Origin of the sequence: Pseudomonas sp. Root569 (genome assembly GCF_001427465.1) — a bacterium.
GTDB lineage: Bacteria > Pseudomonadota > Gammaproteobacteria > Pseudomonadales > Pseudomonadaceae > Aquipseudomonas > Aquipseudomonas synxantha.
The window spans coordinates 1-25990 of sequence record NZ_LMGQ01000012.1 but is presented as its reverse complement, the minus strand read 5'-3'; the positions used below and the strand labels follow the sequence as shown (position 1 = coordinate 25990).

The 25990-nt window shown below is 59.2% G+C and carries 28 protein-coding genes and 2 pseudogenes; 15 read left to right on the top strand and 15 right to left on the bottom strand.

The window, feature by feature from the left end; all coding sequences use genetic code 11:
• Positions 1–3: 3 nt before the first annotated feature.
• Together ASD70_RS11735 and ASD70_RS11730 are read left to right on the top strand one after the other, a co-directional pair.
• Positions 4–1122, top strand: a complete 1119-nt coding sequence (locus ASD70_RS11735) for a carboxylate-amine ligase (RefSeq protein ID WP_056846519.1) — start codon at positions 4–6, stop codon at positions 1120–1122.
• Between the two features lie 84 nt (positions 1123–1206).
• On the top strand, positions 1207–2454 hold the full coding sequence (locus tag ASD70_RS11730) for a zinc-dependent alcohol dehydrogenase (protein WP_056846518.1): 1248 nt from the start codon (positions 1207–1209) through the stop codon (positions 2452–2454).
• Between the two features lie 116 nt (positions 2455–2570).
• Here the strand turns inward: ASD70_RS11730 and ASD70_RS11725 are convergent, their stop codons facing one another.
• Positions 2571–3002, bottom strand: coding sequence for a hypothetical protein (locus tag ASD70_RS11725; protein WP_056846517.1), 432 nt, complete (start codon positions 3000–3002; stop codon positions 2571–2573).
• Between the two features lie 190 nt (positions 3003–3192).
• Positions 3193–3981 (bottom strand): AraC family transcriptional regulator, encoded by a 789-nt coding sequence (locus tag ASD70_RS11720; RefSeq protein WP_056846516.1) that lies wholly within the window; start codon positions 3979–3981, stop codon positions 3193–3195.
• 85 nt (positions 3982–4066) lie between these two features.
• Here ASD70_RS11720 and ASD70_RS11715 point away from each other — a divergent pair, with 85 nt between their 5' ends.
• The 4 genes from ASD70_RS11715 (at position 4067) to ASD70_RS11700 (ending at position 7395) form a co-directional block, all read left to right on the top strand.
• Positions 4067–5065 carry a bile acid:sodium symporter family protein gene (locus ASD70_RS11715; RefSeq protein WP_056846515.1) on the top strand — a complete coding sequence of 333 codons (999 nt, stop codon included), beginning with the start codon at positions 4067–4069 and terminating at the stop codon, positions 5063–5065.
• Positions 5066–5151: 86 nt separating this feature from the next.
• Positions 5152–5514, top strand: a complete 363-nt coding sequence (locus ASD70_RS11710; protein ID WP_056846514.1) for a hypothetical protein — start codon at positions 5152–5154, stop codon at positions 5512–5514.
• A 111-nt stretch (positions 5515–5625) separates the two neighbouring features.
• The gene (locus ASD70_RS11705) at positions 5626–6813 is read left to right on the top strand and encodes a sugar transporter (RefSeq protein WP_056846513.1); all 1188 of its coding nucleotides are present in this window, start codon (positions 5626–5628) and stop codon (positions 6811–6813) included.
• Between the two features lie 21 nt (positions 6814–6834).
• Complete coding sequence (locus ASD70_RS11700; protein ID WP_056846512.1) at positions 6835–7395, top strand: hypothetical protein; 561 nt, start codon at positions 6835–6837, stop codon at positions 7393–7395.
• 64 nt (positions 7396–7459) lie between these two features.
• On the opposite strand, the gene ASD70_RS11695 is transcribed toward ASD70_RS11700, so the two are convergent.
• The 3 genes from ASD70_RS11695 to ASD70_RS11685 form a co-directional block, all read right to left on the bottom strand.
• Positions 7460–7717, bottom strand: coding sequence for a hypothetical protein (locus tag ASD70_RS11695; protein ID WP_056846730.1), 258 nt, complete (start codon positions 7715–7717; stop codon positions 7460–7462).
• Positions 7718–8082: 365 nt separating this feature from the next.
• Positions 8083–8649 carry a hypothetical protein gene (locus ASD70_RS11690; RefSeq protein WP_082561427.1) on the bottom strand — a complete coding sequence of 189 codons (567 nt, stop codon included), beginning with the start codon at positions 8647–8649 and terminating at the stop codon, positions 8083–8085.
• Positions 8650–8699: 50 nt separating this feature from the next.
• Complete coding sequence (locus ASD70_RS11685) at positions 8700–9644, bottom strand: aliphatic sulfonate ABC transporter substrate-binding protein (RefSeq protein ID WP_056846510.1); 945 nt, start codon at positions 9642–9644, stop codon at positions 8700–8702.
• A gap of 206 nt (positions 9645–9850) precedes the next feature.
• On the opposite strand from ASD70_RS11685, the gene ASD70_RS11680 reads away from it, so the two are divergent.
• From ASD70_RS11680 to ASD70_RS11670, 3 genes are read left to right on the top strand one after another with little or no spacing between them, the layout of a single operon-like run.
• Positions 9851–10909 (top strand): ABC transporter substrate-binding protein, encoded by a 1059-nt coding sequence (locus tag ASD70_RS11680; protein ID WP_056846509.1) that lies wholly within the window; start codon positions 9851–9853, stop codon positions 10907–10909.
• On the top strand, positions 10896–11885 hold the full coding sequence (locus tag ASD70_RS11675; RefSeq protein WP_056846508.1) for an ABC transporter permease: 990 nt from the start codon (positions 10896–10898) through the stop codon (positions 11883–11885). The genes ASD70_RS11680 and ASD70_RS11675 overlap by 14 nt, the downstream gene beginning before the upstream one ends.
• Positions 11879–12667 (top strand): ABC transporter ATP-binding protein, encoded by a 789-nt coding sequence (locus ASD70_RS11670; RefSeq protein ID WP_056846507.1) that lies wholly within the window; start codon positions 11879–11881, stop codon positions 12665–12667. The genes ASD70_RS11675 and ASD70_RS11670 overlap by 7 nt, the downstream gene beginning before the upstream one ends.
• 115 nt (positions 12668–12782) lie before the next feature.
• Here the strand turns inward: ASD70_RS11670 and ASD70_RS11665 are convergent, their stop codons facing one another.
• The 3 genes from ASD70_RS11665 to ASD70_RS11655 all read right to left on the bottom strand — a co-directional run bounded on the left by ASD70_RS11665 (position 12783) and on the right by ASD70_RS11655 (position 15523).
• Positions 12783–13034: a DUF6124 family protein gene (locus ASD70_RS11665; protein WP_056846506.1), complete on the bottom strand. Its 252-nt coding sequence runs from the start codon at positions 13032–13034 to the stop codon at positions 12783–12785.
• A gap of 344 nt (positions 13035–13378) precedes the next feature.
• Positions 13379–14050, bottom strand: a complete 672-nt coding sequence (locus ASD70_RS11660) for a helix-turn-helix transcriptional regulator (protein WP_173664490.1) — start codon at positions 14048–14050, stop codon at positions 13379–13381.
• A gap of 228 nt (positions 14051–14278) precedes the next feature.
• The gene (locus tag ASD70_RS11655; RefSeq protein ID WP_056846505.1) at positions 14279–15523 is read right to left on the bottom strand and encodes a methionine gamma-lyase; all 1245 of its coding nucleotides are present in this window, start codon (positions 15521–15523) and stop codon (positions 14279–14281) included.
• 123 nt (positions 15524–15646) lie between these two features.
• Here ASD70_RS11655 and ASD70_RS11650 point away from each other — a divergent pair, with 123 nt between their 5' ends.
• Positions 15647–16117, top strand: coding sequence for an Lrp/AsnC family transcriptional regulator (locus ASD70_RS11650; protein ID WP_056846504.1), 471 nt, complete (start codon positions 15647–15649; stop codon positions 16115–16117).
• 19 nt (positions 16118–16136) lie between these two features.
• Here the strand turns inward: ASD70_RS11650 and ASD70_RS11645 are convergent, their stop codons facing one another.
• Positions 16137–17561: an aminotransferase-like domain-containing protein gene (locus tag ASD70_RS11645; RefSeq protein ID WP_056846503.1), complete on the bottom strand. Its 1425-nt coding sequence runs from the start codon at positions 17559–17561 to the stop codon at positions 16137–16139.
• 158 nt (positions 17562–17719) lie between these two features.
• Between ASD70_RS11645 and ASD70_RS11640 the strand changes: the two genes are divergently transcribed.
• The 5 genes from ASD70_RS11640 to ASD70_RS11620 all read left to right on the top strand — a co-directional run bounded on the left by ASD70_RS11640 (position 17720) and on the right by ASD70_RS11620 (position 21916).
• Complete coding sequence (locus tag ASD70_RS11640) at positions 17720–17902, top strand: rubredoxin (RefSeq protein ID WP_046068575.1); 183 nt, start codon at positions 17720–17722, stop codon at positions 17900–17902.
• A gap of 27 nt (positions 17903–17929) precedes the next feature.
• Complete coding sequence (locus ASD70_RS11635; RefSeq protein WP_046068574.1) at positions 17930–18799, top strand: sugar phosphate isomerase/epimerase family protein; 870 nt, start codon at positions 17930–17932, stop codon at positions 18797–18799.
• Between the two features lie 68 nt (positions 18800–18867).
• Positions 18868–19500 (top strand): LysE family translocator, encoded by a 633-nt coding sequence (locus tag ASD70_RS11630; RefSeq protein ID WP_046068573.1) that lies wholly within the window; start codon positions 18868–18870, stop codon positions 19498–19500.
• A gap of 78 nt (positions 19501–19578) precedes the next feature.
• Entirely contained in the window at positions 19579–20637 is a 1059-nt protein-coding gene (locus tag ASD70_RS11625; RefSeq protein ID WP_056846502.1) for a diguanylate cyclase, read from the top strand.
• 49 nt (positions 20638–20686) lie between these two features.
• Positions 20687–21916, top strand: coding sequence for a M20/M25/M40 family metallo-hydrolase (locus ASD70_RS11620; protein ID WP_056846501.1), 1230 nt, complete (start codon positions 20687–20689; stop codon positions 21914–21916).
• 272 nt (positions 21917–22188) lie between these two features.
• Here ASD70_RS11620 and ASD70_RS11615 read toward each other — a convergent pair whose 3' ends face one another.
• The 6 genes and pseudogenes from ASD70_RS11615 to ASD70_RS29970 all read right to left on the bottom strand — a co-directional run.
• Positions 22189–22572, bottom strand: coding sequence for a hypothetical protein (locus ASD70_RS11615; RefSeq protein WP_056846500.1), 384 nt, complete (start codon positions 22570–22572; stop codon positions 22189–22191).
• A 477-nt stretch (positions 22573–23049) separates the two neighbouring features.
• On the bottom strand, positions 23050–23472 hold the full coding sequence (locus tag ASD70_RS28320) for a hypothetical protein (protein ID WP_082363304.1): 423 nt from the start codon (positions 23470–23472) through the stop codon (positions 23050–23052).
• Between the two features lie 353 nt (positions 23473–23825).
• Positions 23826–24242, bottom strand: a complete 417-nt coding sequence (locus ASD70_RS11605; protein WP_046068568.1) for a hypothetical protein — start codon at positions 24240–24242, stop codon at positions 23826–23828.
• Positions 24243–24249: 7 nt separating this feature from the next.
• A pseudogene (locus ASD70_RS29390) lies at positions 24250–24956 on the bottom strand (RHS repeat-associated core domain-containing protein); the annotation flags it as partial.
• Between the two features lies 1 nt (position 24957).
• A pseudogene (locus ASD70_RS29385) lies at positions 24958–25563 on the bottom strand (RHS repeat domain-containing protein); the annotation flags it as partial.
• Between the two features lie 50 nt (positions 25564–25613).
• On the bottom strand, positions 25614–25990 hold a 377-nt coding region (locus tag ASD70_RS29970; protein WP_156382921.1), incomplete at both ends, for a hypothetical protein.

Genomic DNA, 25990 nt, shown 5'->3' with positions numbered 1-25990 from the left:
TCCATGCTCACCTTTGGTATCGAAGAGGAATATCTGCTCACCGATCTGCACACCCGCTGCATGCTCGCCGAACCCTCGGCGGCGGTGCTGGCGGCCTGCCGTGAGGCGATTGGCGGGGGCTTCGCCTATGAGATGTTCCAGGGGCAGATCGAGGCCGCCTCACCAGTCTTCACCACCAGCGGCGAAGCGGTGGATTACCTGGCGACAGTGCGCGGCAGCCTGGCCGATGCCCTGAGCGAATTCGGCCTCGGTGTCGTGTGTGCCGGCAGCCATCCCCTGGCCGATTGGCGCATGCAGCGGCCAACCCCACAGGTGCATTTCCAGCAACTGTTCGACGATATCCAGTATGTGGCGCGGCGCAGTGTGTTGTGCGGGCTGCACGTGCATGTGCAGGTCCCGCAAAGCCTGGACCGCATCGCCGTGATGAACCAGGTGTCGCCATGGCTGCCGTTGTTGTTGCTGCTCAGTTGCTCGTCGCCGTTTTGGGACGGCGCGCCCAGCGGCTTCATGAGTTATCGCCAGGCGGCTTGTGATGAGTGGCCGCGCATGGGCGTGCCCGAACATTTTGCCGATTGGAACGACTACCTGCACTACCTTGCCTTGCTGCAGCGCATAGGCGCAATCAAGGCAGATGGCAACGGCTGGTGGGGGATTCGCCCGGCAGCGCGTTACCCGACCCTTGAGCTGCGCATGACTGACGCCTGCCCACGGCTGGCGGATGCCCTGGCCCTTGCCACGCTGTTTCGGGTGATGGTCACCCACGCCTGCACCCTGGAGCGCCCCGGCGCCGAATTCAGCGCCCAAGCGCGTTGGCTGCTCAAGGAAAACCGCTGGCAGGCTAAACGCTACGGCGCAGCGGGCCGGTTTGCGTTGGACGACACGGGTGACATGGGCAGCGCTGAGCAATGGCTGCAATGCGCCCGACAGACCTTTGCCGCCACCGCCGAAGCCATGGGCGAGGCGCAGCTGTTCGATTCCCTGCAAGCACTGCTGCGGCGCGGCAACAGCGCGACCGAACAATTGCACTGGTACACCCAGGCACGGGCCGAGGGTGCCGATGACCTCGAGCGCCTGCGCTATGTGGTCGACCAGTTGCTGGCCCAGGGCAGGGGCGACCACTGATCGGGTGCTGCACCAGGTGGAAGGAACACTGACGCACTTGCGCCGCCCTTAACTAGTAACCCCTCAACGGCAGGAGCGCAGAGCATGCGAGCGATGACTTACCAGGGCGCACACAAGGTGCAGGTCGACACCGTGCCCGATCCGACCATTGAACAACCCGACGATATCATTCTGCGTGTCACCGCCACGGCCATCTGCGGCTCGGACCTGCACCTGTACCGCGGCAAGATCCCCACCGTGGAACACGGCGACATCTTCGGCCATGAATTCATGGGCATTGTCGAAGAAACCGGCCCGGCGGTCACCGCGGTGCAGCGTGGCGACCGCGTGGTGATTCCGTTCGTGATTGCCTGTGGCGATTGCTTTTTCTGCCAGCTCCAGCAATACGCCGCCTGCGAAACCACCAACGACGGGCGCGGGGCGATCCTGAATAAAAAAGCCATTCCACCGGGCGCGGCGCTGTTCGGCTATAGCCGTCTGTATGGCGGCATTCCCGGCGGCCAGGCAGAGTTGGTTCGGGTGCCCAAGGCCAACACCGGGCCGTTCAAGGTGCCGGGCACCCTGGCCGATGAAAAGGTACTGTTCCTCTCCGATATCCTGCCCACCGCCTGGCAGGCGGTGACCAATGCCGGTATCGGCAAGGGCTCCAGCGTGGCGATCTATGGCGCCGGCCCCGTGGGCCTGCTCAGTGCGGCGTGTGCGCAGATGCTGGGGGCCGGGCAAATCTTCATGGTCGACGACCATCCGTACCGGCTGGCCTATGCGCAGAAGATGTACGGTGTGATCCCGATCAACTTCGAAGAAGACGATGACCCGGCCGATACCATCATCCGCCAGACCGCCGGCATGCGTGGCGTCGATGGCGTGGTGGATGCGGTAGGTTTCGAAGCCAAGGGCAGCACCACGGAAACCATCCTCACCACCCTCAAGATCGAAGGCAGCAGCGGCAAGGCCCTGCGCCAGTGCATCGCTGCCGTGCGCCGAGGTGGCGTGGTCAGCGTAGCCGGGGTGTATGCCGGGTTTATCCATGGCTTCATGTTCGGTGATGCCTTCGACAAGGGCCTGACCTTCAAGATGGGCCAGACCCATGTGCAGCGCTTTTTACCCGAACTGTTGGAGCATATCGAACTGGGGCACCTGAACCCCGAGGCGATCGTCACCCATCGGCTGTCCCTGGAACAGGCTGCGCGGGGCTATGCACTGTTTGATAAAGCCGAGGAAGAGTGCCGCAAGGTGATCCTGCTGCCGGGGATCAGTGATCGGCCGCTGACCGAGCCGCTGGAAGAGGAACTGACCCCTGAGTTGCGCGTGCAGGGCGTGCCCGGTTTCTAGAAAGTACCCGGTACAAATGTGGGAGGGGGCTTGCTCCCGATAGCAGTGTGTCAGCCAATACATCGGTTGACTGACACGCCGCCATCGGGAGCAAGCCCCCTCCCACATTTACAGTGTCAGGCCATGGCTTGGGGCTGAATGCGCAACTCGCCGTCCACATCCTTGACCAGCCCGCTGGCCACGAACAACGGCGCCAGGCGCTTGTGCAACTGCGGCTCGACAAACTCCTTCACCATCTCCAGCACCAGCACGCCGCTGAGCGGCAGTTCGACCTTGGTGTACGACAACCACGCCTTTTTCAATGCCATCAACACATCACTGCCCGCTGTCGAAGCAAAGCGACGGTGCATCGGCTTACCGTCGAAGGTGAACGTGTGCTGGAATTCATAGCCGCTTTCATCACCACCGCTGGCAGCGCAACGCACGCAGGTGCACGGGCCATCACCGAAGGCGCTGCGCAGGTAAGCGTTGAAGTCCACCACGGGCTTGAGTGACAGGCGCTTATCGACCTCAAACAGGTCCCCGGTCATTTTTTCGTCAGTGTTCAACGTCCATTTCCTCGCAGGTCAGTAGCGGTATTTCAAAGCGCGGCACAATACCAGCCGAGCGCGGGTTTGTGGGTTATTTGCATTACAATAGATCCCGATATTCTGTCCGGGCCCCATGGAGCGCAGGCGGCCAACCCCATTCTAGACATGAAATGCCCTCCCACATTTTGATCCTCACAGCCCCAAAGGATCAGCGGAAAAACTCACCAGGTGTCGTCTCAAACTGCTGGCGAAATGCATTGATAAATGCCGACGTCGATTCATACCCACATCCCAACGCCACATCCGTCACCCGCTCACCCCGTTCCAGGGCGGGCAGGGCGCTCAGCAGTCGCAGGCGCTGGCGCCAGGCGCGGAACGTCAGCCCGGTGTCACTCAGAAACACGCGGCTTAGGGTCTTTTCGCTGACCCCCAGCCTGGCGCTCCAATCCCCCAGTGTGGTCTGCTGCTCCGGGCGCTGGCTCAGGCTGCGATAGATCTGCCGCAGCCGTGGGTCATGGGGCAACGGCAACATCAGGTCAACCTGGGGCGCGGCGGCGAGTTGGTCGAGCAGCACCTGGGCCAGGCGTCCATCGGCCCCGTCCTTGGCATATTCCACCGGCACTTCGCTGAAACTGCGGATCAACTCGCGTAGCAGGCTGCTCACTTCCAGCACCTGGCAACGCTCGGCCGCCCAGGCAGTGACGCTGCAATCGAGGTACAAACTGCGCATTTCCGTATGGGGCGAACTGAACACCCGATGGGGCATGCCCGCCGGGATCCACACTGCACGTTGCGGCGGCGCGACGAAGCGGCCGACGCTGGTCTGGATCTCCAGCACCCCGGAAATCGCATAGGACAACTGCACCCACGGGTGACTGTGCCGTCGTGTCAGCGCCCGATTGGGCAAGGATTCAGTACGCCCATACACCGGCCGTGGCAGGCTGGAAAGCCCGGGCACACTGCGTCGCACGGCTTTTTCATGTCCTTTAGGCGGCATTTACTGGCTCATTGGCGTTAGTCGGTAACAGGTGGTTACGTTAGAGTCGCCACGACGCTCTTGGCAACCCCTGGAAGACTTGCTTATGACCCGCCCGCGCTTTCTACCCGATAACTTCACCCTGACCCTGATCGCCACAGTGATCCTTGCCTCCCTGCTACCGGCCAGCGGCCAGACCGCCGTGGCCTTCGGCTGGGTCACCAACCTGGCCATCGCGCTGCTGTTTTTCCTGCACGGCGCCAAGCTGTCACGCCAGGCCATCGTTGCCGGTGCCGGTCACTGGCGCTTGCACCTGCTGGTGTTCAGCCTGACCTTCGTGCTGTTCCCGTTGCTGGGCCTGGCGCTCAAGCCGGTGCTGTCGCCGCTGGTTGGCAAAGATTTGTACATGGGCATGCTCTACCTCTGCGCGTTGCCGGCTACTGTGCAGTCGGCGATTGCCTTTACGTCACTGGCTCGCGGCAATATCCCGGCGGCGATTTGCAGCGCGGCGGCTTCGAGTCTGTTCGGAATTTTCCTGACGCCGTTGTTGGTGGCGCTGCTGCTCAATGTGCAGGGGGACGGCGGCTCCACGGTCGACGCGATCTTGAAGATCAGCGTGCAGTTGCTGCTGCCATTCATAGCCGGGCAAATCGCCCGCCGCTGGATCGGTGACTGGGTCGGTCGCAATAAAGCCTGGCTGAAATTCGTCGACCAGGGCTCGATCCTGCTGGTGGTCTACGGCGCGTTCAGCGAAGCGGTCACCGAAGGCATCTGGCACCAGATCCCGTTATGGCAACTGGGCGGTCTGGTGGTGGCCTGCTGCGTATTGCTCGCGCTGGTGCTGGTGGCGTCCACGTTGCTGAGCAAGGCATTTGGCTTTAACCAGGAAGACCGCATCACCATCCTGTTCTGCGGCTCGAAGAAAAGCCTGGCCACCGGTGTGCCCATGGCTCAGGTGCTGTTCGCCGGGGCGAGCATGGGCGTGTTGATCTTGCCGTTGATGCTGTTCCACCAGATCCAGTTGATGGTGTGCGCGGCGCTGGCCCAGCGTTATGCCCAGCGCCCGGAGAGTATTCCTGAGTTGATGGGGCAGGTGGATCCGTGATCCACCGCTCATTCTCAGGCAAATAAACTCAAGTTAACCGCCGCGCCGACGACTAACTTCTTACTAACCCAAGAAGGAGTGTCGGCATGAACGTTGGTGGTTTTTCGGTAATGACGAGCCTCCTTTGCCTATGGGCAAGCACCTGCGGCGCTGCGCAGACGGTTGGGCAGGGCACCCTCAGGTTCACTGGCGCCATCGTCGAGTCGGGCTGTGCGACAAATGCGCGCAGCGGTTCGGTGATGGAGCTGACCGGTTGCGCCAGTGTCAGTCGCGGCAGCCGCTTAGATGTGCGTAGTGTTGAGCCAGTGGCCAGCGTCAATGCCGCCCATGTACGGCTGGTGGCGGACAGTGGCGAGGGGCGCTATTACGACCAGCGCTATCTGCTGGTGGACAATGCCGGTAAGCCCATCGAGTCGGGCAACTACGTGATTACCATGACTTCGCCATAGCTCCCGGGGCGACGATCCGCCTCAACAGCCGCCCGAGAAACCTATAGAATGCTCGGCGGCGGCGCTTGTCCTGGGCGGCGCCTGACCATCGCCAGAGTACCGCGCCCGTCAATGAGCCTTTCAGCCGCAACCCCCCAAGCCAATTGGCAACCGGTCATCGCCCTGGCGCTGGCCGCGTTTGTGTTCAATACCACCGAATTCGTACCTGTCGGGTTGCTCAGCGCCATCGGTGCCAGCTTCGACATGCCCGTGGCCAGCGTCGGCCTGATGCTCACCATCTATGCCTGGATCGTGTCCCTGACCTCGCTGCCGGTGATGCTGCTGACGCGCAACGTAGAACGGCGCAAACTACTCATCGTACTGTTCGGCCTGTTTATCGCCAGCCATATCCTTTCCAGCGTGGCTACCAGTTTTGGCCTGCTGATGGTCAGTCGCATCGGCATTGCCTTGGCCCACGCGCTGTTCTGGTCGATCACCGCTTCGCTGGCGGTACGCCTGGCGCCGCAAGGCAAGCAGGTGCAGGCCCTTGGCTTGTTGGCCACGGGTACGTCCCTGGCGATGGTGCTCGGCATTCCCTTGGGCCGCCTGCTCGGCGAGGCCATGGGCTGGCGCACTACCTTCCTGGTGATCGCCGCGTTCGCCGCGGCCCTGGTGTTCTGGCTGGCACGCACCTTGCCGCCGCTGCCCAGCCAAAACTCCGGCTCGCTGCGTAGCCTGCCGCTGTTGTTCAAGCGCCCGGCACTGGTGGCGCTCTACGTGCTGACCGCGATGACAGTCACCGCGCAATTTACCGCCTACAGCTATATCGAACCTTTCGTCGAAGGCGTCGCCGGGCTGGGCGGCAGTGCGGTGACGTTGATCCTCTTGGTGTTCGGTGGTGCTGGCATTATTGGTTCGTTGTTGTTCAGCCTGGTGCATCGCTTCAACCCCCACCTGTTCGTGGTCGGCGCAGTGTTCATCCTCGCCGCGTGCCTGGCCTTGATGCTGCCGTTGAGCGGCGCCGAGTCTTACCTGGTGGTGCTGAGCATTTTCTGGGGCATGGCGATCATGGGCTTTGGCCTGGCCATGCAATCCAAGGTGCTGGTACTGGCACCGGACGCCACCGACGTGGCCATGGCGATGTTCTCCGGTATCTACAACATCGGCATCGGCGGTGGCGCGTTGATGGGCAGTTGGGTCGGCAGCCACTTCGGCTTCGCCTGGATCGGCGCGGCGGGCGGGTTGCTGGCGGCGCTGGCGCTGGTGGGGTATTGCCTGGCGATTCGGCGGTTTGGTCAGGGTGTGCCGCTCAACAAATAAATTCACAGGGACTGGTGATTGATGAAGTACTTAATTGTTGTATGTGTTCTGTTATCGCTCAGTGGCTGTGTTACCAACCAGTTGCACTTCGCGGCGTACTCGACGGAGGCCGAGTTGGCGGCAATCAAAGGTCGTGTTGTACAGGCCGATATCGTGCAAGTGACTGGCGGTGAAAAGTGTACTCGCTGTAAGGAGTCGAGCAAGATTGTTTGGCATGCTGCGAATTACAATGTCGGCCTTTACGAGGGGTTCGCCAACGTTCCTGTTGACGATTGGACCGAGTTCACCAAACGTGCTGTGGGCGCTTCTCCCACTTCGACACTCAAAACCAGCGTCGAAATCGACAGAGTCTTCGTCAAAACTTGGAACTCTCCTGACTATTACGCCTGTGAGGTTAACTTGACGGTGGACATCGCCGGCGCGAAATACCCTGGGCGCTCCAGGCTCAAGTTGAAGCAGGTGGGGCAAAGCTTAATCGGTGATAAGCTTGCTGCTCTTAACGCGCAGGTATTGGATACTGTAGGCCTGACAGTTAAAGCGGCCTATATGAATGCTTTGACCAACTATCACAAGGTGCACTGAATAAGTGCGGTTTTGCTGATTTGCTGAGCTTATAGAGGGCGACCGCGAGGTCGCCCGTTTTCGTCTACGACATCCTTGCCCTTAGCCTACGCCCAATCACATCCAGTAAATCGCAGCCGTCACGCAATGGAATACTTAACAGCAACGCGAAGTCCTGCAACACAACGGTATCGCTGTTTATTTCATCGCGAAGTGCCAGGTTTTCCAGAACTTGAGTGACTGCCCGAATGCGAAAAACAGCTGCGTCATGCAAGGCATCTAGCGGTGCCTGAGTATCGATTAGCAGGGTAGGTATGGTGCAATCGGGGCCCGTGATGGGCATGTATCGATCAGATGAGGTCATGGTTCTTGCTCCTATATCTAAGTGAGCCGTCACCTTCTGCCGCCAAGCAGAATTAGGGTGGCGGATTACGCAAGGTTGGCGGACCGGGGATATAGGACCCGGCACTTCCGAAGAAGTCCCTGCGCAACCCGCCATTGCACGAAATCACGGGCGCAAAAAAAGCGCCTGCAATCGTGTTGGGGGCGCCGTTGCGCCTATATCTGGTCGGACCGCCAAGTCCAATCGCAGCACTTGCTGCGAGTTGGAAGAGTAGCCTGGAGGATGCTCTATCGCAACCGGGAAGTGGACGACATCAAAAAATTGAATCGATCTCTCCCTGTCAATGTGGTGAGCAACGCGAAGTTCTACGCCACCGGAATCAACGGATCCGCCGCCGCCAGCGCCACTGCCCGATCCGCCGTCGGTGGGTAGATCCACACACTGTTGATCTGCTGCTTGAGTGCCTTGGCCTCCTGGCGCACCAGTTTCAGCTGGCGGTCCCAGCCTTCGGTGTACACCGCGCCCCAGGCGCCGAGGTCGAGGCAGGTCACGTATTTGGGTTGGCTGTAGGCCATCGGCGCCACGCCGATCAGGTCGGCGGCGACGTTGTTGCCGGCGTAGCGGCCCAGGGCGATGGCGTGTTGGCAGGACGTGGCGGCGAAGTGACCCCGCTCATCGGTAGCGGTATAGGCCACGTCACCGGCGGCCCCTTGTACAAAGGCCACGCCTACGGCATCGAACAGCGGGCCCAAGGGCGCCAGCATGCTGTGCACCTCGGGCTCGTAGAACCGTGGGCGGACCCGCAGTTCCGCTTGCGGGGCGAGCAGGCTGATGTGCACATCGTTGCGGTCATGTTTGTCCAGCAGCCTGTCGGACCTGACCCGTGAACAACAACGCAGGGATGTGATGGAGATTATGGCCGTGCTCTCCAGGAAAAGGGGCAGGGCTCCTTTTGTACCACTTCCCGCCGGCCTTGTTTACCTTAGGGCTGCCAGGTCTGTACTGCCTTGGCATCCACCGCTTTGGGCAACAGCCCCGCCTTGAAGAACGCATCGGCAATCTTCTGCTGCTCCCCCAGTTGCTCGAATGTCACCGGCTGCACCAGGTAGCTGCGGTGCGCATTGGCAGCTTCCACCGTCGCCGCATCAAGGTTGCCCCATAACGGCCCGAGCACTTTTGCCGCGTCTTGGGGATGGGCCTTGACCCATTGACCGGCTTGTTCCAACTGCGCGTATACCACCTTCAACACCTCGGGATGAGCCTGAGCGTAAGGCGTGCCGGTCAGGTAATAACGCTTGTAGCTCGCCAACCTGGCGCCGTCCGCCAGGGTGCGTGTGGGCAGTTGCCGCTGCACACTGGTGAGGAAAGGCTCCCAGGTGACCCATGCGTCCACCTTGTTGTTTTCAAATGCGGCGCGGCCGTCAGCGGGGGACAGATAGGCTGGCTGGATATCGGCAAACGCCAGGCCGGCTTTGTTCAACGCGGCGATCAATAAATAGTGAGTGCCGGCGGCTTTGGTCACGGCGATTTTCTTGCCTTTGAGGTCCGCCAACTGCTGGATTGACGAGTCCTTGCGTACAACGATGGCCTGGGCCGCGGGCGAGGGCGCTTCCTGGGCGAAGTAGGTGAGCTGGGCTTGGGCGGCCTGGGCGAAGATCGGCACGGTATCGGCCACATCGGCGCTGATATCCACGTTGCCGACGTTCAGCGCTTCGAGCAAGGGCAGGCCGCTGGGGAACTCATGCCAACTGACGTCGACGTGGTTGGCCTTGAGAGCTTTTTCCAGGGTGCCTTGGGTTTTCAGCAAGGTGATCAGAGTCGAGGATTTCTGGTAGCCGATGCGCAAAGTTTCCTGAGCCTGGGCACTTACAGCGACAGCAAAAGCCAGCAATCCTAATACAGCGGCGAGAGGGTGGCGAAGGGTCATGAGGCGCTCGATTTTTCAACAAAATGAACCGAAGCATAAGGGTCTGAAAACCATTCGATAAATACTCTTTCGATCTGAGCTTAAGGCGCTTTTTTCGGCTTTTGCTGAATCTGGCATATCTATAGAGTTATATGTTTCTATCATAATAACCAGTCATTAATATAATAAAAGCACAATCAATCTGCGTATAAACAAGGATATCGTGCATGGCTGCCTTCGACCCTTTAACCCGTCGCTGTCTGCTCGGCATGGCCGGCCTGACCCTGGCCAGCCTGACGCTGCCGCGCCTGGTCTTTGCTGGCGACGCACACGCCGGCCACAACATCCCCCAGGAACCTGCCGGCACCGGTGAGTTCATCCGCCTCGATGCACCGCGCAAGTTGAAATTGGCAGTCAATCTCAACGCGGTGTGCCTGGCGCCGGTGGTGATCGCCCACGGCCAGGGCTTCTTCACTCAGCACAACCTCGACGTGGAACTGGTCAACTTCGGTAACTCCACCGAGGTATTGCTCGAAGCCATCGCCACCGGCAAGGCCGACGCTGGGGTGGGCATGGCGCTGCGTTGGCTCAAGGCTCTGGAACAGGGCTTCGACGTGAAGCTCACCGCCGGCACCCACGGTGGTTGCCTGCGCTTGCTCAGTGCGGCAAGCGGCAGCGTGAGCAAGCTGGAAGACCTAAAGGGAAAGGCCATTGGCGTCACCGACATGGCCAGCCCGGATCGCAATTTCTTTTCGATCCTACTGAAAAAGCATGGGGTCGATCCGGTGCGCGATGTGGAATGGCGCCTGTACCCGGCCGACTTGTTGGGCACCGCCTTGGAGCGTGGCGAAGTGCAGGCGGTCAGCGGCAGTGATCCGTTCATGTACCGCCTGATCAAGTCCGGCGTGGCACGCGAGCTGTCCACTAACCTGGTGGAGGAATACGCCAACCTCAGTTGCTGCGTGGTCGGCGTCACCGGCAAGTTGGTGCGCGAGGACAAGCGCGTGGTCGCGGCCCTGACCCAGGCGATCCTCGAAGCCCATGATTATTCCGTGCAACACCCAGAAGCCGTGGCCAAAGGCTTCCAGGCTTTTGCACTGAACACCTCTACCGAAGAAGTGCAGGCGATTCTCCACGATCACACCCACGGCCACCACGCGGTGGGCGCAGCGCTGACTGAGGAAATCACCACCTATGTGACCGACCTGAAAACCGTGGAGGTGATCAGCAAAGGCACCGACCCGGTAGAATTCGCCAAGGAGATCACCGCCGATGTCTTCAGTTGACGCCAGCACCCTCAACCCACCCCTGGCCTTCAAGCTCGGCTGGCACGGCGCAGCCGTCGTAGCAGCCTGGGTGGCCGTCGCGCTGCTGATCAGCTATTGGCCCAACGCGACACGCCACTGGCCGATGACCCAAGGCTTGGCCAATTTCTGCGTGGGCGTGGCCGTGGTGTTCAGTACCTTGAGCCTGTTGGGGCGCAGGCTGTCGACATTGGCGCTGCGCCTGCGCAATGCCACGCCCTGGCTGATTGCGTTGCCGCTGCTGCTGGGTCTTTGGGAACTGCTCACGGCCAAGCTTGCGCTGTTACCGGTGCCGTTCTTCGCGCCGCCCCAGGCCCTGCTGGCGGTGTATATCGAAGACTACCCGCGCTTGGCCGACAGCCTGCTGCACTCGGCATTGCTGCTGGGCTCGGGCGTGGCCCTTGGCGCGGCGACGGGGTTTATCGCCGGCGTGGCCATTGGTTGGTCCACGCGCATCGGCTATTGGCTGCACCCGGTGCTGCGCATCCTCGGCCCGGTGCCTTCCACGGCGCTGTTGCCACTGTGTTTTTTCCTGTTTCCCAGCAGTTGGAGCGCCAGCGTGTTTCTAATCGCCTTGGCTACCTGGTTTCCGGTCACGGTGCTGACCTGGTCGGGGGTGGCTAGTGTCGATAAAGCTTATTACGACGTGGCCCGCACCCTCGGCGCCAAGCCCGGTTTCCTGATCTTCAAAGTGGCGATTCCGGCGGCGATGCCCCATGTGTTTGTCGGCCTGTTCATGGGCTTGGGCGCCTCATTCTCAACCTTGGTGGTGGCGGAAATGATGGGGGTCAAGTCCGGCATCGGCTTTTACCTGCAATGGGCCCAGGGCTGGGCGGCCTACGCGAATATGTACGCTGCATTGTTGATCATGGCCCTGGCCTGTTCGGGGTTGATCACCGGGCTGTTCCTGGTGCGTGACCGGTTGCTTGCCTGGCAGAAAGGAACGATGAAATGGTAGCCCTCGCACCAACAGCAGCGGCATCGACAGGGTTGGCGCTGAGCATTGAAAACCTCAGCCACGGCTTTGCCTTGGACGGCCAGCACTTGCCGGTGCTGGAACGGGTCTCGTTGGACGTGACAGCGGGAGAGTTCGTCGCGTTGCTGGGCCCGTCCGGGTGTGGAAAATCCACCTTGCTGCGCCTGGTGGCCGGGCTTGAGCCGGCGGACAGCGGCAGGTTGCTGGCCGACGGGCAGCCCATCACCGGCCCCGACCCCAGCCGCGTGGTGGTGTTCCAGGACCCCACGCTCTACCCGTGGCGACGGGTGTGGGACAACGTCGCGGTGGGCCTGGAGGCCCAGGGCTTGCTCAAGGGCCATGCGGCGAAGGTCGACCAGGCCCTGGAGAAAGTCGGCCTCAGCCAGTTTGCCCGGGCTTACCCGCGCCAACTCTCCGGCGGCATGGCGCAACGGGTGGCCCTGGCCCGTGCACTGGTCAATGAGCCGCGGCTGCTGATTCTTGATGAGCCACTGGGCAAGCTGGACTCCCTGACGCGAATCACCATGCAAAAGGAGTTGATTGGGCTGTGGCAGCGCCAGGGGTATACGGCGTTGCTGGTGACCCATGATGTAGAAGAGGCGCTGCTGTTGGCCAACCGGGTGGTTGTGTTCAGCGATCGGCCAGCCAAGGTTCAGGCGCAGTTGACGATTGAGCGACCGTATCCCAGGCATCGGGATGATCCTTATCTGGTGGATTTGCGGCGCAGCATTTTGGGGTTGTTGGGGTTGGGGGGCGATTGGTAGCCGGTCAGCCCTGGACACAAAATGTGGGAGGGGGCTTGCTGCCGATGGCGGTGGGTCAGATATGGATTAATTGACTGACCCACCGCCATCGGGAGCAATCCCCCTCCCACAGGGGTTATGGGGTGTTGGTAGGTTTGGTTTGCAGGCAATCCAGTGCGCGGTCGGCGAGGGTGCGGGCCATGTCGATCAAGTGGGTGGTGGAGCAGGCCATGTCGCGTTGGGTGCCTTTGAGGCCCTCGGCGGTTTCGGTGGCGGTGGTGGTGGCGCAGCGTAGCAGCGAGGAAATGCTGGCGATCGCGCCTTCGAAGCTCAGGTCTTCGTGGGCGACAAAAACGGGATAGGGTGGATCGGGGACGACTTTGCTCATGGGTGAAGCTCCTGCTTGGATTGGGAGCCATTCTTTTGCCGATCTCACACGTCAAAAGGTGGCAGCTATGTGCGGGGTGAGATACCGGAAAGCAGGACCCGGCCAGACCGAAGTCTGCCCGCACATAGCCGCCATAGACGGTTGTAGCGCATGGTGCCTGCTCATACACGGGATCTCACACCCGATCGCTGATGTGCAGCGACGAAGCAAAGGCTAGCCAGCCAGTGGATTGAGCAGGCGCAAGCCCGAAGGATTGTCTAGGAAACGTCCTGCAAATTAAAGGGATATGGATTGCTGGCCTTTAACAATGCATGTCGAGCAGGCGACACAGACCAAATGTGGGATTAAAAGCTTGTGTTGTCGTCTGTGGCGTACATCCACCGCAACAACGAATGCCGACCGCTGATGCCCAGCTTGATCGCCGCGCGCTTGAGGTAGCTTTCGATGGTGTTGACCTTCAGCGCCATTTGCTCGGCCAGTTCCGGCGCGGTGCGGCCGGCCAGCAGGCCCACGCATACTTCCAATTCACGCTTGGACAGGCTCAGCCCCGACTGCACCAGGCGCTCCTGGATGCGTCGGCGCAGGGTGTCGATGCCCTGGTTTTGCGGCACTGGCGGCCCATTGTCCTGGCGGCACGGCTGGATCGCGGTGATGTGCTTTTCCACCATGGGCAGCAACATCGTGGAGAAGTCCTGCAGCATGCTGCGCTCTTGCGCGGAAAAACTCTCGGATGGGTGTGAGCGGTACACCGACAGCACGTAGCGCACATCGTCCTTGCGCCGTGTGAGGTGCAGTTGTGCCGCAGGTTGCTCAGGCCCCAGGGTCGCCACCGAGTCGGTGTAGACCGGGCTGATCTTGCGGCGGCTATGGCCTTTGCTGCTGACCCGCAGCTGGGTGATATGGGTGGCATCCACTGCCAATTGGGTGAGGATAAGATCATGCAGCATGCGTGGAAAATGGCGGCTGCCGGTGCTGGCGATGACCTTGCCTATATGGGGGAACAGGTGTGAGTTCATCAATTCGTCCATGAGTATCGAGCGCGGGCATCCAGCCATATAGCGACGGGGTTTAACAAGATGACCAATATGAATAACCCGCAGTGATAATACTTCCCGCCGAGACCCATGCTAGTACAGGCTGGCGAAGGGAAGGGGATTCCAACCAAAAAAAACAGATTAAATCCTATAGCGACGAGCGATAAGTTCGACCACCGCTTGCAGGAAAGAACAACGTCTGATGAGGCGTTATCTCAGGACGTGGGCTGCTGTTGCGGCAGGGCGCATGCTGGGGCGGCTGCACTTGGCCAGGGCCTGGTGCACATCCGCCAGCAGGTCCGCGATATCCTCAAGCCCCACCGATAAACGCACCAAGCCTTCGCTGATACCGTGCTGCTCCCGTTCCTCGGGGGTGTAGGTTGAATGGGTCATGCTCGCCGGGTGTTGGGCCAGCGACTCGGCATCCCCCAGGCTCACTGCGCGGGTGAACAGGCGCAATGCGTTCATGAAGCGCCGGCCCATCTCGATGCCGCCCTTGAGTTCAAAGGCAATCATGCCGCCGGGCAGCTTCATCTGTCGTTTCGCCAGCGCGTACTGCGGGAAAGACCGCAGCCCAGGGTAGGTCACCCATTGCACCGCCGGGTGCGCCTGCAAGGCTTCGGCCACTGCCTGGGCGCTGCTGCAATGGCGGTCCATGCGCAGGGCCAGTGTCTTGAGGCCGCGCATCAGCAACGACGCGTCCTGGGGTGACATCACTGCACCGGTCAGGTCCTTGAGCCCTTGCAGGCGAATGCGCTGCGCCAGGGCATGACTGCTCACGGCAATGCCTGCGGTGATGTCGCCATGGCCGCTGAGGTATTTGGTGGCTGAGTGCACCACCACATCCGCGCCCAACTCCAGCGGACGTTGCAGGTACGGCGTGCAGTAGGTGTTATCCACCACCAGGGTGATATTCGGCTGGCGGTGGGCAAGCTTGGCCACCGCGGCGATGTCGATCAGGCGCAGGTTGGGGTTGGCCGGGGTCTCGCAATAGATCATGCGGGTCGCCGGCGACAGCGCCGCTTCCAGGGCGGCCAGGTCGGTCAGGTCGACGTGCCGCACCTGAATGCCGAACTCGCCGATGCCGTGGTGCAACAGCGCGAAGGTACAGCCGTAGAGGGTCTGGCTGACGATGATCTCATCGCCTGGGCGCAGCAGGGTCCAGAACGTCGCGGCAATCGCGCCCATGCCGGAACTGAACGCCACCGCGGCTTCGCCGTTTTCCAGGGTAGCCATGCGCGATTCCAGCAGGGCCAGGGTCGGGTTGGAAATGCGCGTATAGAAGTGGCCGCTGGCTTCACCGGCGAAGCAGGCAGCGCCATATTCGGCGGTGGGAAAAGCGAAAGTGGCGGACAGGTAGATCGGCGGTACGAGGGCGCCGTGGTGGTCTTGGGGGTCATAGCCGTGGTGAATGGCGCGGGTAGAAAAGCCGAATGTGTTGTGTTTATTGTTCATGTAGGGCGCTCCTTATTTCCTACAATGCTATGCTCATAACCGCAGATAAACCTTGCAAAAAATGTTGGGAAAAGCCGCGTTTGTGGATCAAACACCGATAAAAATAATGATTAGAGGCACGTTATGCCCATCAAGCTGGACCGTACTGATAAAGCGCTGTTAAACGCATTGCAAGGCAACGCCCGCCTGACCGTGGCCGAACTGGCGGAGCGGGTAGCCTTGACCACTTCACCGTGCTGGCGGAGGGTGCGCGCGCTGGAAGACAGCGGGGTGATCAGTGGCTATCAGGCGATCCTTTCACCCAAGGCGCTGGGCTACGGCGTGACGGCCTTTGTCAGCATCATGATGGACAGCCACACCCAGGACATCGCCCGGGCGTTCGAGCAGCGGCTGTTGGAAATTCCCGAGATTGTGGCGTGCCATAACGTGTCGGGGCGCTATGACTTTTTGCTGGAAGTAGTGGCCAAGGACCTGGAGTCGTTTGGCGAGTTTGCCCGTGAGGTCTTGCAGACCTTGCCCTGCGTCAAGGAGATCTACTCGAGCTTTTCCTATAAGTCGGTGCGGCCGTTGCGAGTGATTCCGCTGCCGGGGTGAAAGGTTCATTGGGCGACGCTTACGCGCGGCAATTGCTCTGGGCAACTCCATGCAATAACAGCGCCTCAAACACCCGCTGCACCCGCGGCTCATCACTGTGGGCCACATTGAAGCGCATTGAGTCGCGATGGGCCGGGTCGTAGCCAAACAGCGCGCCGGGCGCGAGCACCATGCTGCGTTTCAATGCCTCCTGGGCCAGCAGTTCACCGTTGACCCCTGGCGGCAGGCGCGCCCAGATGAACATCCCGCCTTCATAGGCCATCGGCAGTTCGCAGCCGCAACGCTTGAGCCATTGCTCGACGCGCCCGCCAGCCTCGATCAGGCGTTGCACCATGCGCTTGCGATGCTTGGCGTAGCTGCCTTCGCTGAGCATGCGGTAGACGATCTGTTCGAACAGTTCGGAGGTCACGCCGCCGCTCATCAGTTTCATGTTGGTCAGGTTGGCGGCCAGTTGCGGTGCAGCCACCACGTAGCTGACCCGGGTGTTGGCGCTGAGGATCTTCGAGAACCCCGACAGGTAGGTAACCTGGTCCAGCCCGGCGACGGCGGCCAGGCGCGGTGGCGGGTTGGGATGCAGGTCGCCGTAGAGGTCATCCTCGACGATATGGCAGTGGTACTGCTGGGTCAGTTGCAGCAAGCGAAACGCCTGGCTTGGGCTGAAGGAGTGGCCGGTGGGGTTATGCAGCACGCTGGTGGTCAGGTACAGGCTGGGGCGATGTTCGGCGAGCAGGTGTTCGAGGGCGGTGAAGTCGAAGCCGTCGGGGCGGCGTTCGATAGTGATGACCTTGACGCCGTGCAGCGCCAGGTTGGCGTGGAAGTTGAAATAGCACGGCGCATCAAGCAGCACGGTATCGCCCGGCCGGGCGAGCAGGCGCATGAGCATGTCCAGGCCCTGCACGGTATTGGGCGTCGTGATGATTTGCTCCACCGGCACTGACAAGCCCTCGCCATGCAGCTTCTGTTGCAACGCCTGACGCAACGGCAGCAACCCGGCCGGCGTGCCCAGCCCGGCGATGCGCAACGACGGCGCGCGCACCACACTGCGCATGGCCTGGCGAATTGCCTCGCCATTGAGCCATTCCTCCGGCAGGTGCCCGCCACCGGGACGCAGCTCGCCACTGGCGGTGACCAAGGGGCGGCGCAATACGCTGAGCAGGTCCTGGGGCAACAGGTCGACCCAGGTCACCGACGCCGGGCGGGCGTTGTCCATGGCCACGAAATACCCACGACCCTGGCTGGAGGTGAGCAGGTGGCGCCCGCGCAGGCGGTCCAGCGCTTCGTTGAGGGTGAACTTGCTGACGCCCAGGACCTGGGTCAGTTCACGCACCGACGGCAACTTGCTACCCGGTGCCCATTCGCCGTTTTCGATGGCCTGGCTGAACGCCTCGACGATCTGTTGCACCTTGGGGGTGCCATCCACAAAGGCGATAGCCGATACAAACATGAACCTTCCTTGTCTTTGCTGGTGCTTTTACCGGTGAAGTTAGGCCGGATTAGGCATCACTTTACCTGCCTTGTGCAATGCCAGTCCCCTAGACTGCGCGGCATCTCGCCAGGAGTTGGCGAAGTTTCCTACAAGCGGGCAATGGATTCTGCATTCTCATGAAGACTTATATGTGTGCTCCCTGCGGTTTTATGTACGTAGAAGAATTGGGTATCCCGGAGGACGGGATACCCGCAGGCACCCCTTGGGAAGAGGTGCCTGAAGACTGGACATGCCCGGATTGCGGCGTGACCAAGGCCGACTTCATGGCCATTGAGCTCCCCGAACCTCTAGAAGCCTGACGCTCCATCCACGAAAGGAATCGATCCATGGAAAGCAAACTGATCAACGCCACCGTGCCGTTCTGCACCGGTGTAGCCCACCAGAAATACCTGGGCGCCGAGAAAGGCCTGGAAACCGCCATCGAAGGCAACTGCACCCATTGGTATATCGACGGCAGCCTGTTTGGCGAAATGGTCGACGACTGGACCGATGCACGCATCGAAAGTCTGCAGGCGCAAATCGCTGCCACCGGCATCAAGCCGATCTTTCATGGCAACTTCAAGGCGCCGCTGGCCAGTGACGTCGAGGCGTTCCGTGCAGCAGCCGTGGAATATGTGAAGAAAGAAATCGACATTGCCAGCCGCCTGGGCGCGCCACTGATCATTCATGGCGGTTGCATCGTCGAACCGAAAATGGTGCTGATGGCCAAGAAGGTCGCCCTGGAGCATTACCTCAAGTCGGTGCAGGAACTGGCGATTTACGCCGAGGCCAAGGGCACGGATATCTACCTGGAAAACCTGTCCAACTACGTCAACTACCGGCCGTTCCACTACATCTTCACCCATGAAGCGGAATACGCCTTTGTGTTCGAGCGCCTGCAAGCCCACAGCAATCTGTACTTTTTCCTCGATGCCGGCCACGCCAACATCGAGAACGGCCTGCCGGCGGAAGTGGTGCGCAAGTATCACCACCTGATCAAGGGCATTTCCTTCAGCAACAACAATGGCGTGCAGGATCAGCATTTCGGCATTCACGACGGCAACTGTGACTATGCCGACGTCATGCAGGCCATCGTCGAGACCAACTGGAAGGGCTTGGTGGCTTTCGAAACCCGTAACCAGACTGCCAAGGCAGCCCTGGCTGACCTGGCGGTGATGTACCGCGAATCCCTGACGACCGAAATCGCTGTCGCCTGACGGACCCAGGGGTGGGCGCTTGCGGCGCTCGCCCCGTTGCTGTTTCTATCCACTCAAGGTCCCTGGCCATGACAAGTGCGTTAACCCTGTCTTCGTTTCTCTACTTCCTACTGTTTTGCGCCACCATGACCTTCAGCCCCGGCCCCATGACCCTGCTGTTGCTGAGCCTGGGCTTGAAGGACGGGCTGCGCAGTTCGATCCCGGCGCAGATCGGCGCCAGCGTGTCGTACCTGATTTCCATCCTGATCTTTGCCGTCGGCTTCTCGGAGTTGATCAAGGGCAACCTCGCCATTACCCAGACCATCCAGTTTGTCGGCGTGGCCTACATCCTGTACCTGGCCTACAAGCAGTGGACCAGCAGCGGTGTGGCGATCAACAACGCCGGCGCCGTGGAGGGTTCGCGCAGCCTGTTCGGCAAAGGGCTGTTGACCGGGTTTTCCAACCCCAAGACCATCATCATGTTCAGTGCGGTGTTCCCGCAGTTCGCCGGGTCGGGGGAGCACAGTTCAGCGGCGGATATCGCCATCCTCGGCCTGACGTTCCTGCTGCTGCAATTTGCCAGCGGCTGCCTGTATTGCTATTTCGGACAGCGTATCAAGCACGTGTTGGAAAACCCCAAGCGGCGGGTGTTGTTGCAGCGCATCACCGCGGTGTTGCTGTTGGGCGTTGCGTTGATGCTGGCGCGTGGGTTTTCACACTGACGTCAGCTTCTAAGCGGTAGTGGCGATTTGCCGCTGCCCTGATAGACTCGAGACACTCACCCAGGATCGCACCCCATCATGCCAGCCGTCGGAGGAAATGGACTTCCGCTCGCTTCGCGCTTGTACAAATCACGCCTCCTGGGGCTCACGCTCGGCTTTATCTGCGTCGCGTTTGGCATGTATCCGCTGAGTCCCTCTGTATGGGTGTGGGTTTGGATGCTGATCAACGCGTTTGTTTGGCCGCATGTGGCTCTTCAAATTTCCCTGCGTGCGGCCCACACGTTGCGCAGTGAACGCCGCAGCCTGTTGTTCGACTCCTTCTGCGGTGGCTTCTGGGTCGGCGCGATGCACTTCAACCCGCTGCCCAGCGTCACCACCTTGTCGATGATGAGCATGAACAACGTTGCCATCGGCGGCCCGCGCTTCATGTTCGCCGGCTGGGTGGCACAGGCGCTGGGGCTGGGCACGTCGCTGCTGATATTCGCCCCGGCGTTCATCGCCGTGACCACCCAGGCCCAGGTGTATGCCTGCCTGCCTATCCTGATGCTGTATCCCATGGCCCTGGGCTGGATCTGCTACCGCCAGGCGGTAACCCTGGCCCGCCACAAACGCGAACTGCTGGCCCTGAGCCGCACCGACAGCCTGTCCGGCCTGCTCAACCACGGGGCCTGGAAAGACCACCTGGACATTGAATTCCAACGCTGCCGCCGAGGCCCGGCTGGTGCAGCCATCGCCCTGATCGACATCGACCATTTCAAGACCATCAACGACACCTACGGTCATGTTACCGGCGATATCGTGCTGCGCCAGTTGAGCAAGGTGCTGCGCCAGAACCTGCGCACCACCGACTTGGCCGGACGTTACGGTGGTGATGAGTTCTGTGTGATCCTGCCAGACATGCCGCTCAACCGTGCCACTGAGGTCATGGAGGCGCTGCGCGATCGCTTCAACGCCTTGGCCTACACTCAGGACCCGGCGCTGCGCGTCAGCTTGAGCATCGGCCTGGCGCTTTATCAGCCGGCCCATGCCGACGCCATCAGTTGGCTCAACGATGCCGACCAGGCGTTGTACGAAGCCAAGAGCAGCGGGCGCAACCGCGTGAGCGCAGGGCAGGGGAGTTGGTTGCGCTCGGTCTAGTGGGGTAGGGTATTGGCGCGCCTTCCAACAAAAAAACAAGGATCGGTCCATGCTCTTCACTTTCCCGCGTACCCTCCTGGCCGCCACCCTGGCCTTTTCCTTCGCCCTGCCGGCCTACAGTGCCGAACCCCACAAGCAGGTCCAGGCTGATGCCGAACAGTACAAGGCCGAGGCCCTGAAACTGCTCGAACGCCTGGTGAACATCGATTCAGGTTCAGGCTACGAGCCGGGCCTGACCCAAGTGCGCGATATCGCAGTGGACGAGTTGAAACAGTTGGGTTTCAGCATTGAACTGGTGCCGGACAAAGCCGCCAACAACAGCCATGTGATCGCCACGCTCAAGGGCACAGGCAAGGCCAAAATCCTGCTGATGGCCCACATGGACACCGTGTTCAAGGAAGGCTCGGCCGCCGAGCGCCCGTTCCACATCAAGGACGGCCGCGCCTATGGCCCCGGCGTAATGGATGACAAGGGCGGCATCGTCGCCGGCATCTACGCACTTAAGGTCCTGAAGAACCAGGGCTTCAAGGACTACGCGCAAATCACCTTACTGCTCGACGCCAGCGAAGAAACCGGCTCCGAAGCCGCCTCCGAGCTGATCCGCAGCACCGCCAAGGGCCACGACGTAACCCTCAACCTCGAACCCGGCCGCCCAGCCGACGGCCTGGTGGTGTGGCGCAAAGGCAGCGCCACCGCCGTGGTCGAAGTCAAAGGCAAGGCCGCCCACGCCGGCGTCGCCCCGGAACTGGGACGCAACGCCGCCATGGAAGCCGCGCACCAGATCCTGCAACTGGGCAAGCTGGGCGATGAAGACAAGAAAACCACCATCAACTTCACCGTGCTCAAGGCCGGTGACCGCACCAATGTGATCCCCGACCAAGCCACCGCCAAGGCCGACGTACGCGCCGCCTTGCCGGAGGAATTTGACCGAATCGAAAAGGACCTGGCCCGGGTTTCAGCCAACAAGTTGATCCCCGAAACCGACGTGAAGACCAGCCTGCAACGCGGCTTGCCGCCGATGCCACAGACAGCGGAGTCGGATAAATTGGTGGCGATTGCCCAGGGCATTTATGCCGAGCTGGGACGTAAGTTGACCATTGAAGGCAGCGGTGGGGCGGCGGATGCGAGTTTGTCGGCCGGGGTAGGTACGCCGACGTTGGATGGGTTTGGGATAGTGGGCGGGAATATTCACACACCGGAGGAATATGCCGAGGTAGAGAGTGTGGTGCCGCGGGTGTATTTGTTGAGCCGGATGATTATGGAACTGGCCAAGCGCTGATCAGATCCGGGATCACAGGACGAAGTAGATTCAAATGTGCGGGGCTTGCAGCAGTGGCGATATCTCAGCCGCCGAATATTACCTGATGCGCCTCAGTCCAAATGTGGGAGGGGGCTTGCCCCCGATGGCGGTGGGTCAGCTTGCACATGCATTGACTGAACCCCTGCTATCGGGGGCAAGCCCCCTCCCACATTGGATACTCAGCGCATCCAAAACTGAGGGCACCATAGTGAGTGGACTTCGAAGCTGGCTTTGGGTCATCTTTCCATCACTTACTGGTTAGCAGAAGGTACGTCTGACCTGCTCTCGACAATGTCAAGGTTGTATCTGCTGAGGCAGTCCAATAGTGTTTTCATGAACTGCCGTTTGTCGATTATTTCATCATCAAAGTAAGTGTCAAACAGATAAAATACTGATTCAAAGCTTTCCCCAGTGCTAAGAAAATGCTGAAGTGTGTTGATGTACCATTCTCTTTCGTCCTGCCTATATTTCATGAATTCAGGTTTGGTTAGCTCATCGAATAGCCATGTAAGCTCCTCGTGATGATTCACGTTTATGGAGGTAATGAGCTCTTCTCTGTCTACATCCCTGGTATTTTCGATGCAGTAAGTGAAAAGCAGGCCTTGGAGTATCGAGAGGTTTGGCTTGAGTTTCATTCGAGATCCTTAAAACTATGAAGAAAATACGTTGTTTAGCTTCGTGTAACTGTAATGTCGTTTTGCACTATATCGGTCCACGCATTAGTTCGGTCTTCTGGACAGGGGCCGCTTTGCAGCCCGTGCGGGAAATTCGCTTGCCACAAGGGGCCAATATGGCGCTGGAGAGCTTTTTTTTAAAAATTTAAATTTGATTCGTTATGGTGATTTTTCAAACAGCTTAAAAGAATTTGCATAAATTTTTTCTGGTCGGTTACGGGTGCACTAAAGTAGGTTGACATGGTTTTAAAAACGGCATCGAAATTGTCGTCTATAGTTAGGAAGTGTGATATCGAATCAATGAACCACACTTGCTCATTCCTTGTGTAAAACAGGAATTCTGGTTTGGTCAGTTCGTCAAAAAGCTTTACGAGTTCTTCGTCGTTGTTTATGTTTGTTGATGAAATAATTTTCTCTCGTTCTAAGTCGTCCGTATTTTCAATGTCGTAAGTGAACAGGAGTCCACGGATTATTGACATGCTGGGTAGTTTTGTTTTCATATTGTTTTCTCGCGGCAGCCTCCGTTGTGTAGTTCTGTAAGCAGCGTAATAGCACGCTCATGAATTGCCTATGGTCAATTATCTCGTCATCGAAATAGGTGTCGAGAAGATAAAAAACAGAACTAAAATCTCCATCAGTATTTAGGTAGTGTTGAAGTGTTTCAATATGCCATTGTTGAATTTCAAGTTTGTATGATAGGAATTCTGGCTTGGTTAGTTTTTCAAAAAGCTCAGCGAGTTCTGTTTCGTTGTTGATGTTTTTTGAAGCGATGAAGCGCTCTCTTTCGGGGTCGTCGTAGTTTTCAATGCTATAGGTGAATAGTAGGCTTGTGAGTATTGATAGTTCTGGTGTGAGCTTCATGTTTAGAATTCCGTGTACGCAGTAATCGGATTGCGCTGATCAGATCGCCGGATTGCAGAACGAAGCAGATTTAAATGTGGGAGGGGGCTTGCTCCCGATAGCGATGTGTCAGCTTGCATATGCATTGACTGAACCACTGCTATCGGGGCAAGCCCTAATGCCAGTCAGTTAAGGCTTTTTTGTAGGAGCGAGCTTGCTCGCGAAAAACTTACAGGCGCCGCGTTCATTCAGCAAACACGCGTTATCGTTCACATTTTTCGCGAGCAAGCTCGCTCCTACAGAAGGCGATGACCGCTTAACTGACTGGCATTAGGGCAAGCCCCCTCCCACATTGGTGTATTCAATACTGGGGGTCACCATGTGGCAGGGTCTTCGAGGCTGGCTTTTTGGAGATCTTCTTTCCAGACCTCGTTGGCTAGCCGATAGATGTCCTCGAAGAAGCCTCGGGGGTCGGCTATTTCTGTTTCGTCCCAGGCCATCGTTATGTACTCGTCATAATCGCTTTCAAATTCTTTCGAAAAGTCGAAATCGGGTTTGTCTAGCACCTCTCTAAGTGCAGCCATCAATACGAAGCGATGTCTATATGACAAATACATAAGATCCTTCAGGATAAAAGAAATTATGATTGTTTCTCTGTCTTTCTCATTGTTAGGGTCGTACTTCCATAGTTCTTTGCCAATTGTATCTTCAAGATCGTATATCGATAAGGCTCCCAGTATATGAGAGATATTGGGGGTGTAAGGGATTTTCATGAATGGGCATTTCAGCATTGTCTTCTCACTTCGGGAATGCGGTAAATGGCCGAGTTGGATTGTTTCTATCAAATCTGACCTCTGCTCTGTCCATATTTTCAATATACTTAGGATCGTTTACGTCCCGGCGGTTAGGTTTGTAGCCTCGTCCGGCTCCGGGTAGCTCGACTATAACCACGGGGTTACCTCTTCTATCAAAACCTGTAGGAGATGGTGAATCGCCTTGCATTCTGCCCATAGCTTTATTTATAGCGTGAAGCTGCATCACCCAGGTTTTAAATTGAGAGCTGGAATTGACAGCTTCTCTCTCCCCCGTGGTTGGATTTGTTCCATCAATAGATCGTTGCCTTAAAGCGTTGTCTGGTATCTCTGGCCCATGCTTTTCAACCGAATGCATATCGTATTTCTGCTCCCAATCCAGTACTTTTTGTTTTGCATTTGCCTCTGCCAGTTCACCTATTCTCGCCTGTCGCTGAGTGCGCGCCAGTTGAGGTAAAGCGGGCGCGCCTTCATCTACGCTAGGCTTCGGAAGGATAGGAGGAGCGTTAGGCTTGCGTTCGTCACCAGGGCAGGTGCTTAAGCCTAGCGGATCCACCCATCCCGTAGGATTGGGCACGTACTGGTAACCATTGATCCCACCCGCCAACTTCACCGGATCCGGCGTCAGGTAACGACCAATATCCGGATTGTAGTAGCGATGGCGGTTGTAGTGCAGCCCGCTTTCCTGATCGANCCCACCCGCCAACTTCACCGGATCCGGCGTCAGGTAACGACCAATATCCGGATTGTAGTAGCGATGGCGGTTGTAGTGCAGCCCGCTTTCCTGATCGAAGTATTGACCCTGGAAACGCAGCGGGTTATCGATTTTACCTACGTCGAGCCGGGCGATTTGGCCGTAGGCGCGGTAGTGGGCGGACCAGACGATTTCGCCTTCGGGCGTGGTGAGTTCTTGCGGTGTGCCGAGGTGGTCGAGCTGGTAGTGGTAGGCCGTTGTGGCTTTTGGGCCGAAGCCTTCCAGCAGTGCCAGTGGGCGGAAGCTGCCGGGCTCGTAGATGTAGCTGCGGTGGCGGTCCGCGTGATGTTCGGCAATCAGCTTGTCGCCTTGCCAGAAAAACTCCGTGGTCTTGCCATCTACGGTCTTGCTGATGCGCCGCCCAAAGGGGTCATAGCGGTAACTGGCGGTTTCGCCGTTGGGCTTCGTCACGCTGATCAGCCGATGCTGACAGTCGTAGCGGTATTCAGTGACGAGCTGATGGCCCTTGCCGCGTCGTTCGCGGATGAGGTTGCCGAAGGCGTCGTAGTCGTAGTGACGGTCGCCCTGGATCACCAGGCGGTTCGCCTGAGTTCTTGCTCAGACATTAGCCGTGTTCCTTTTCGAACTCTGCCATNCCCTTGCCGCGTCGTTCGCGGATGAGGTTGCCGAAGGCGTCGTAGTCGTAGTGACGGTCGCCCTGGATCACCAGGCGGTTCGCCGCGACGATGTCCGGCCCCGGGCGGTCTTGCATCAGCAGGTTGCCCGCCGGGTTGTGGGCAAAGCGTTCCTGGACGTCTTGCGAATGATCGGCGCGGGTCAGGCGGGCGAGGGGGTCATAGTGGTAGCGGTGTTCGCCTTTGCGCGTGTCGAGCAGGCGGGTGAGGTTGCCGCTTTTGTCGTAGTCGTATTGGCGTTGGTAAAGGTAATTTTCCTGCTGTGTGACGGCGTGGGCGTGCAGGCGATTCTGGTCGTCGTAGTGGTAGTGGCTGAGCAGCTGGCCTTGTTGGCGTTG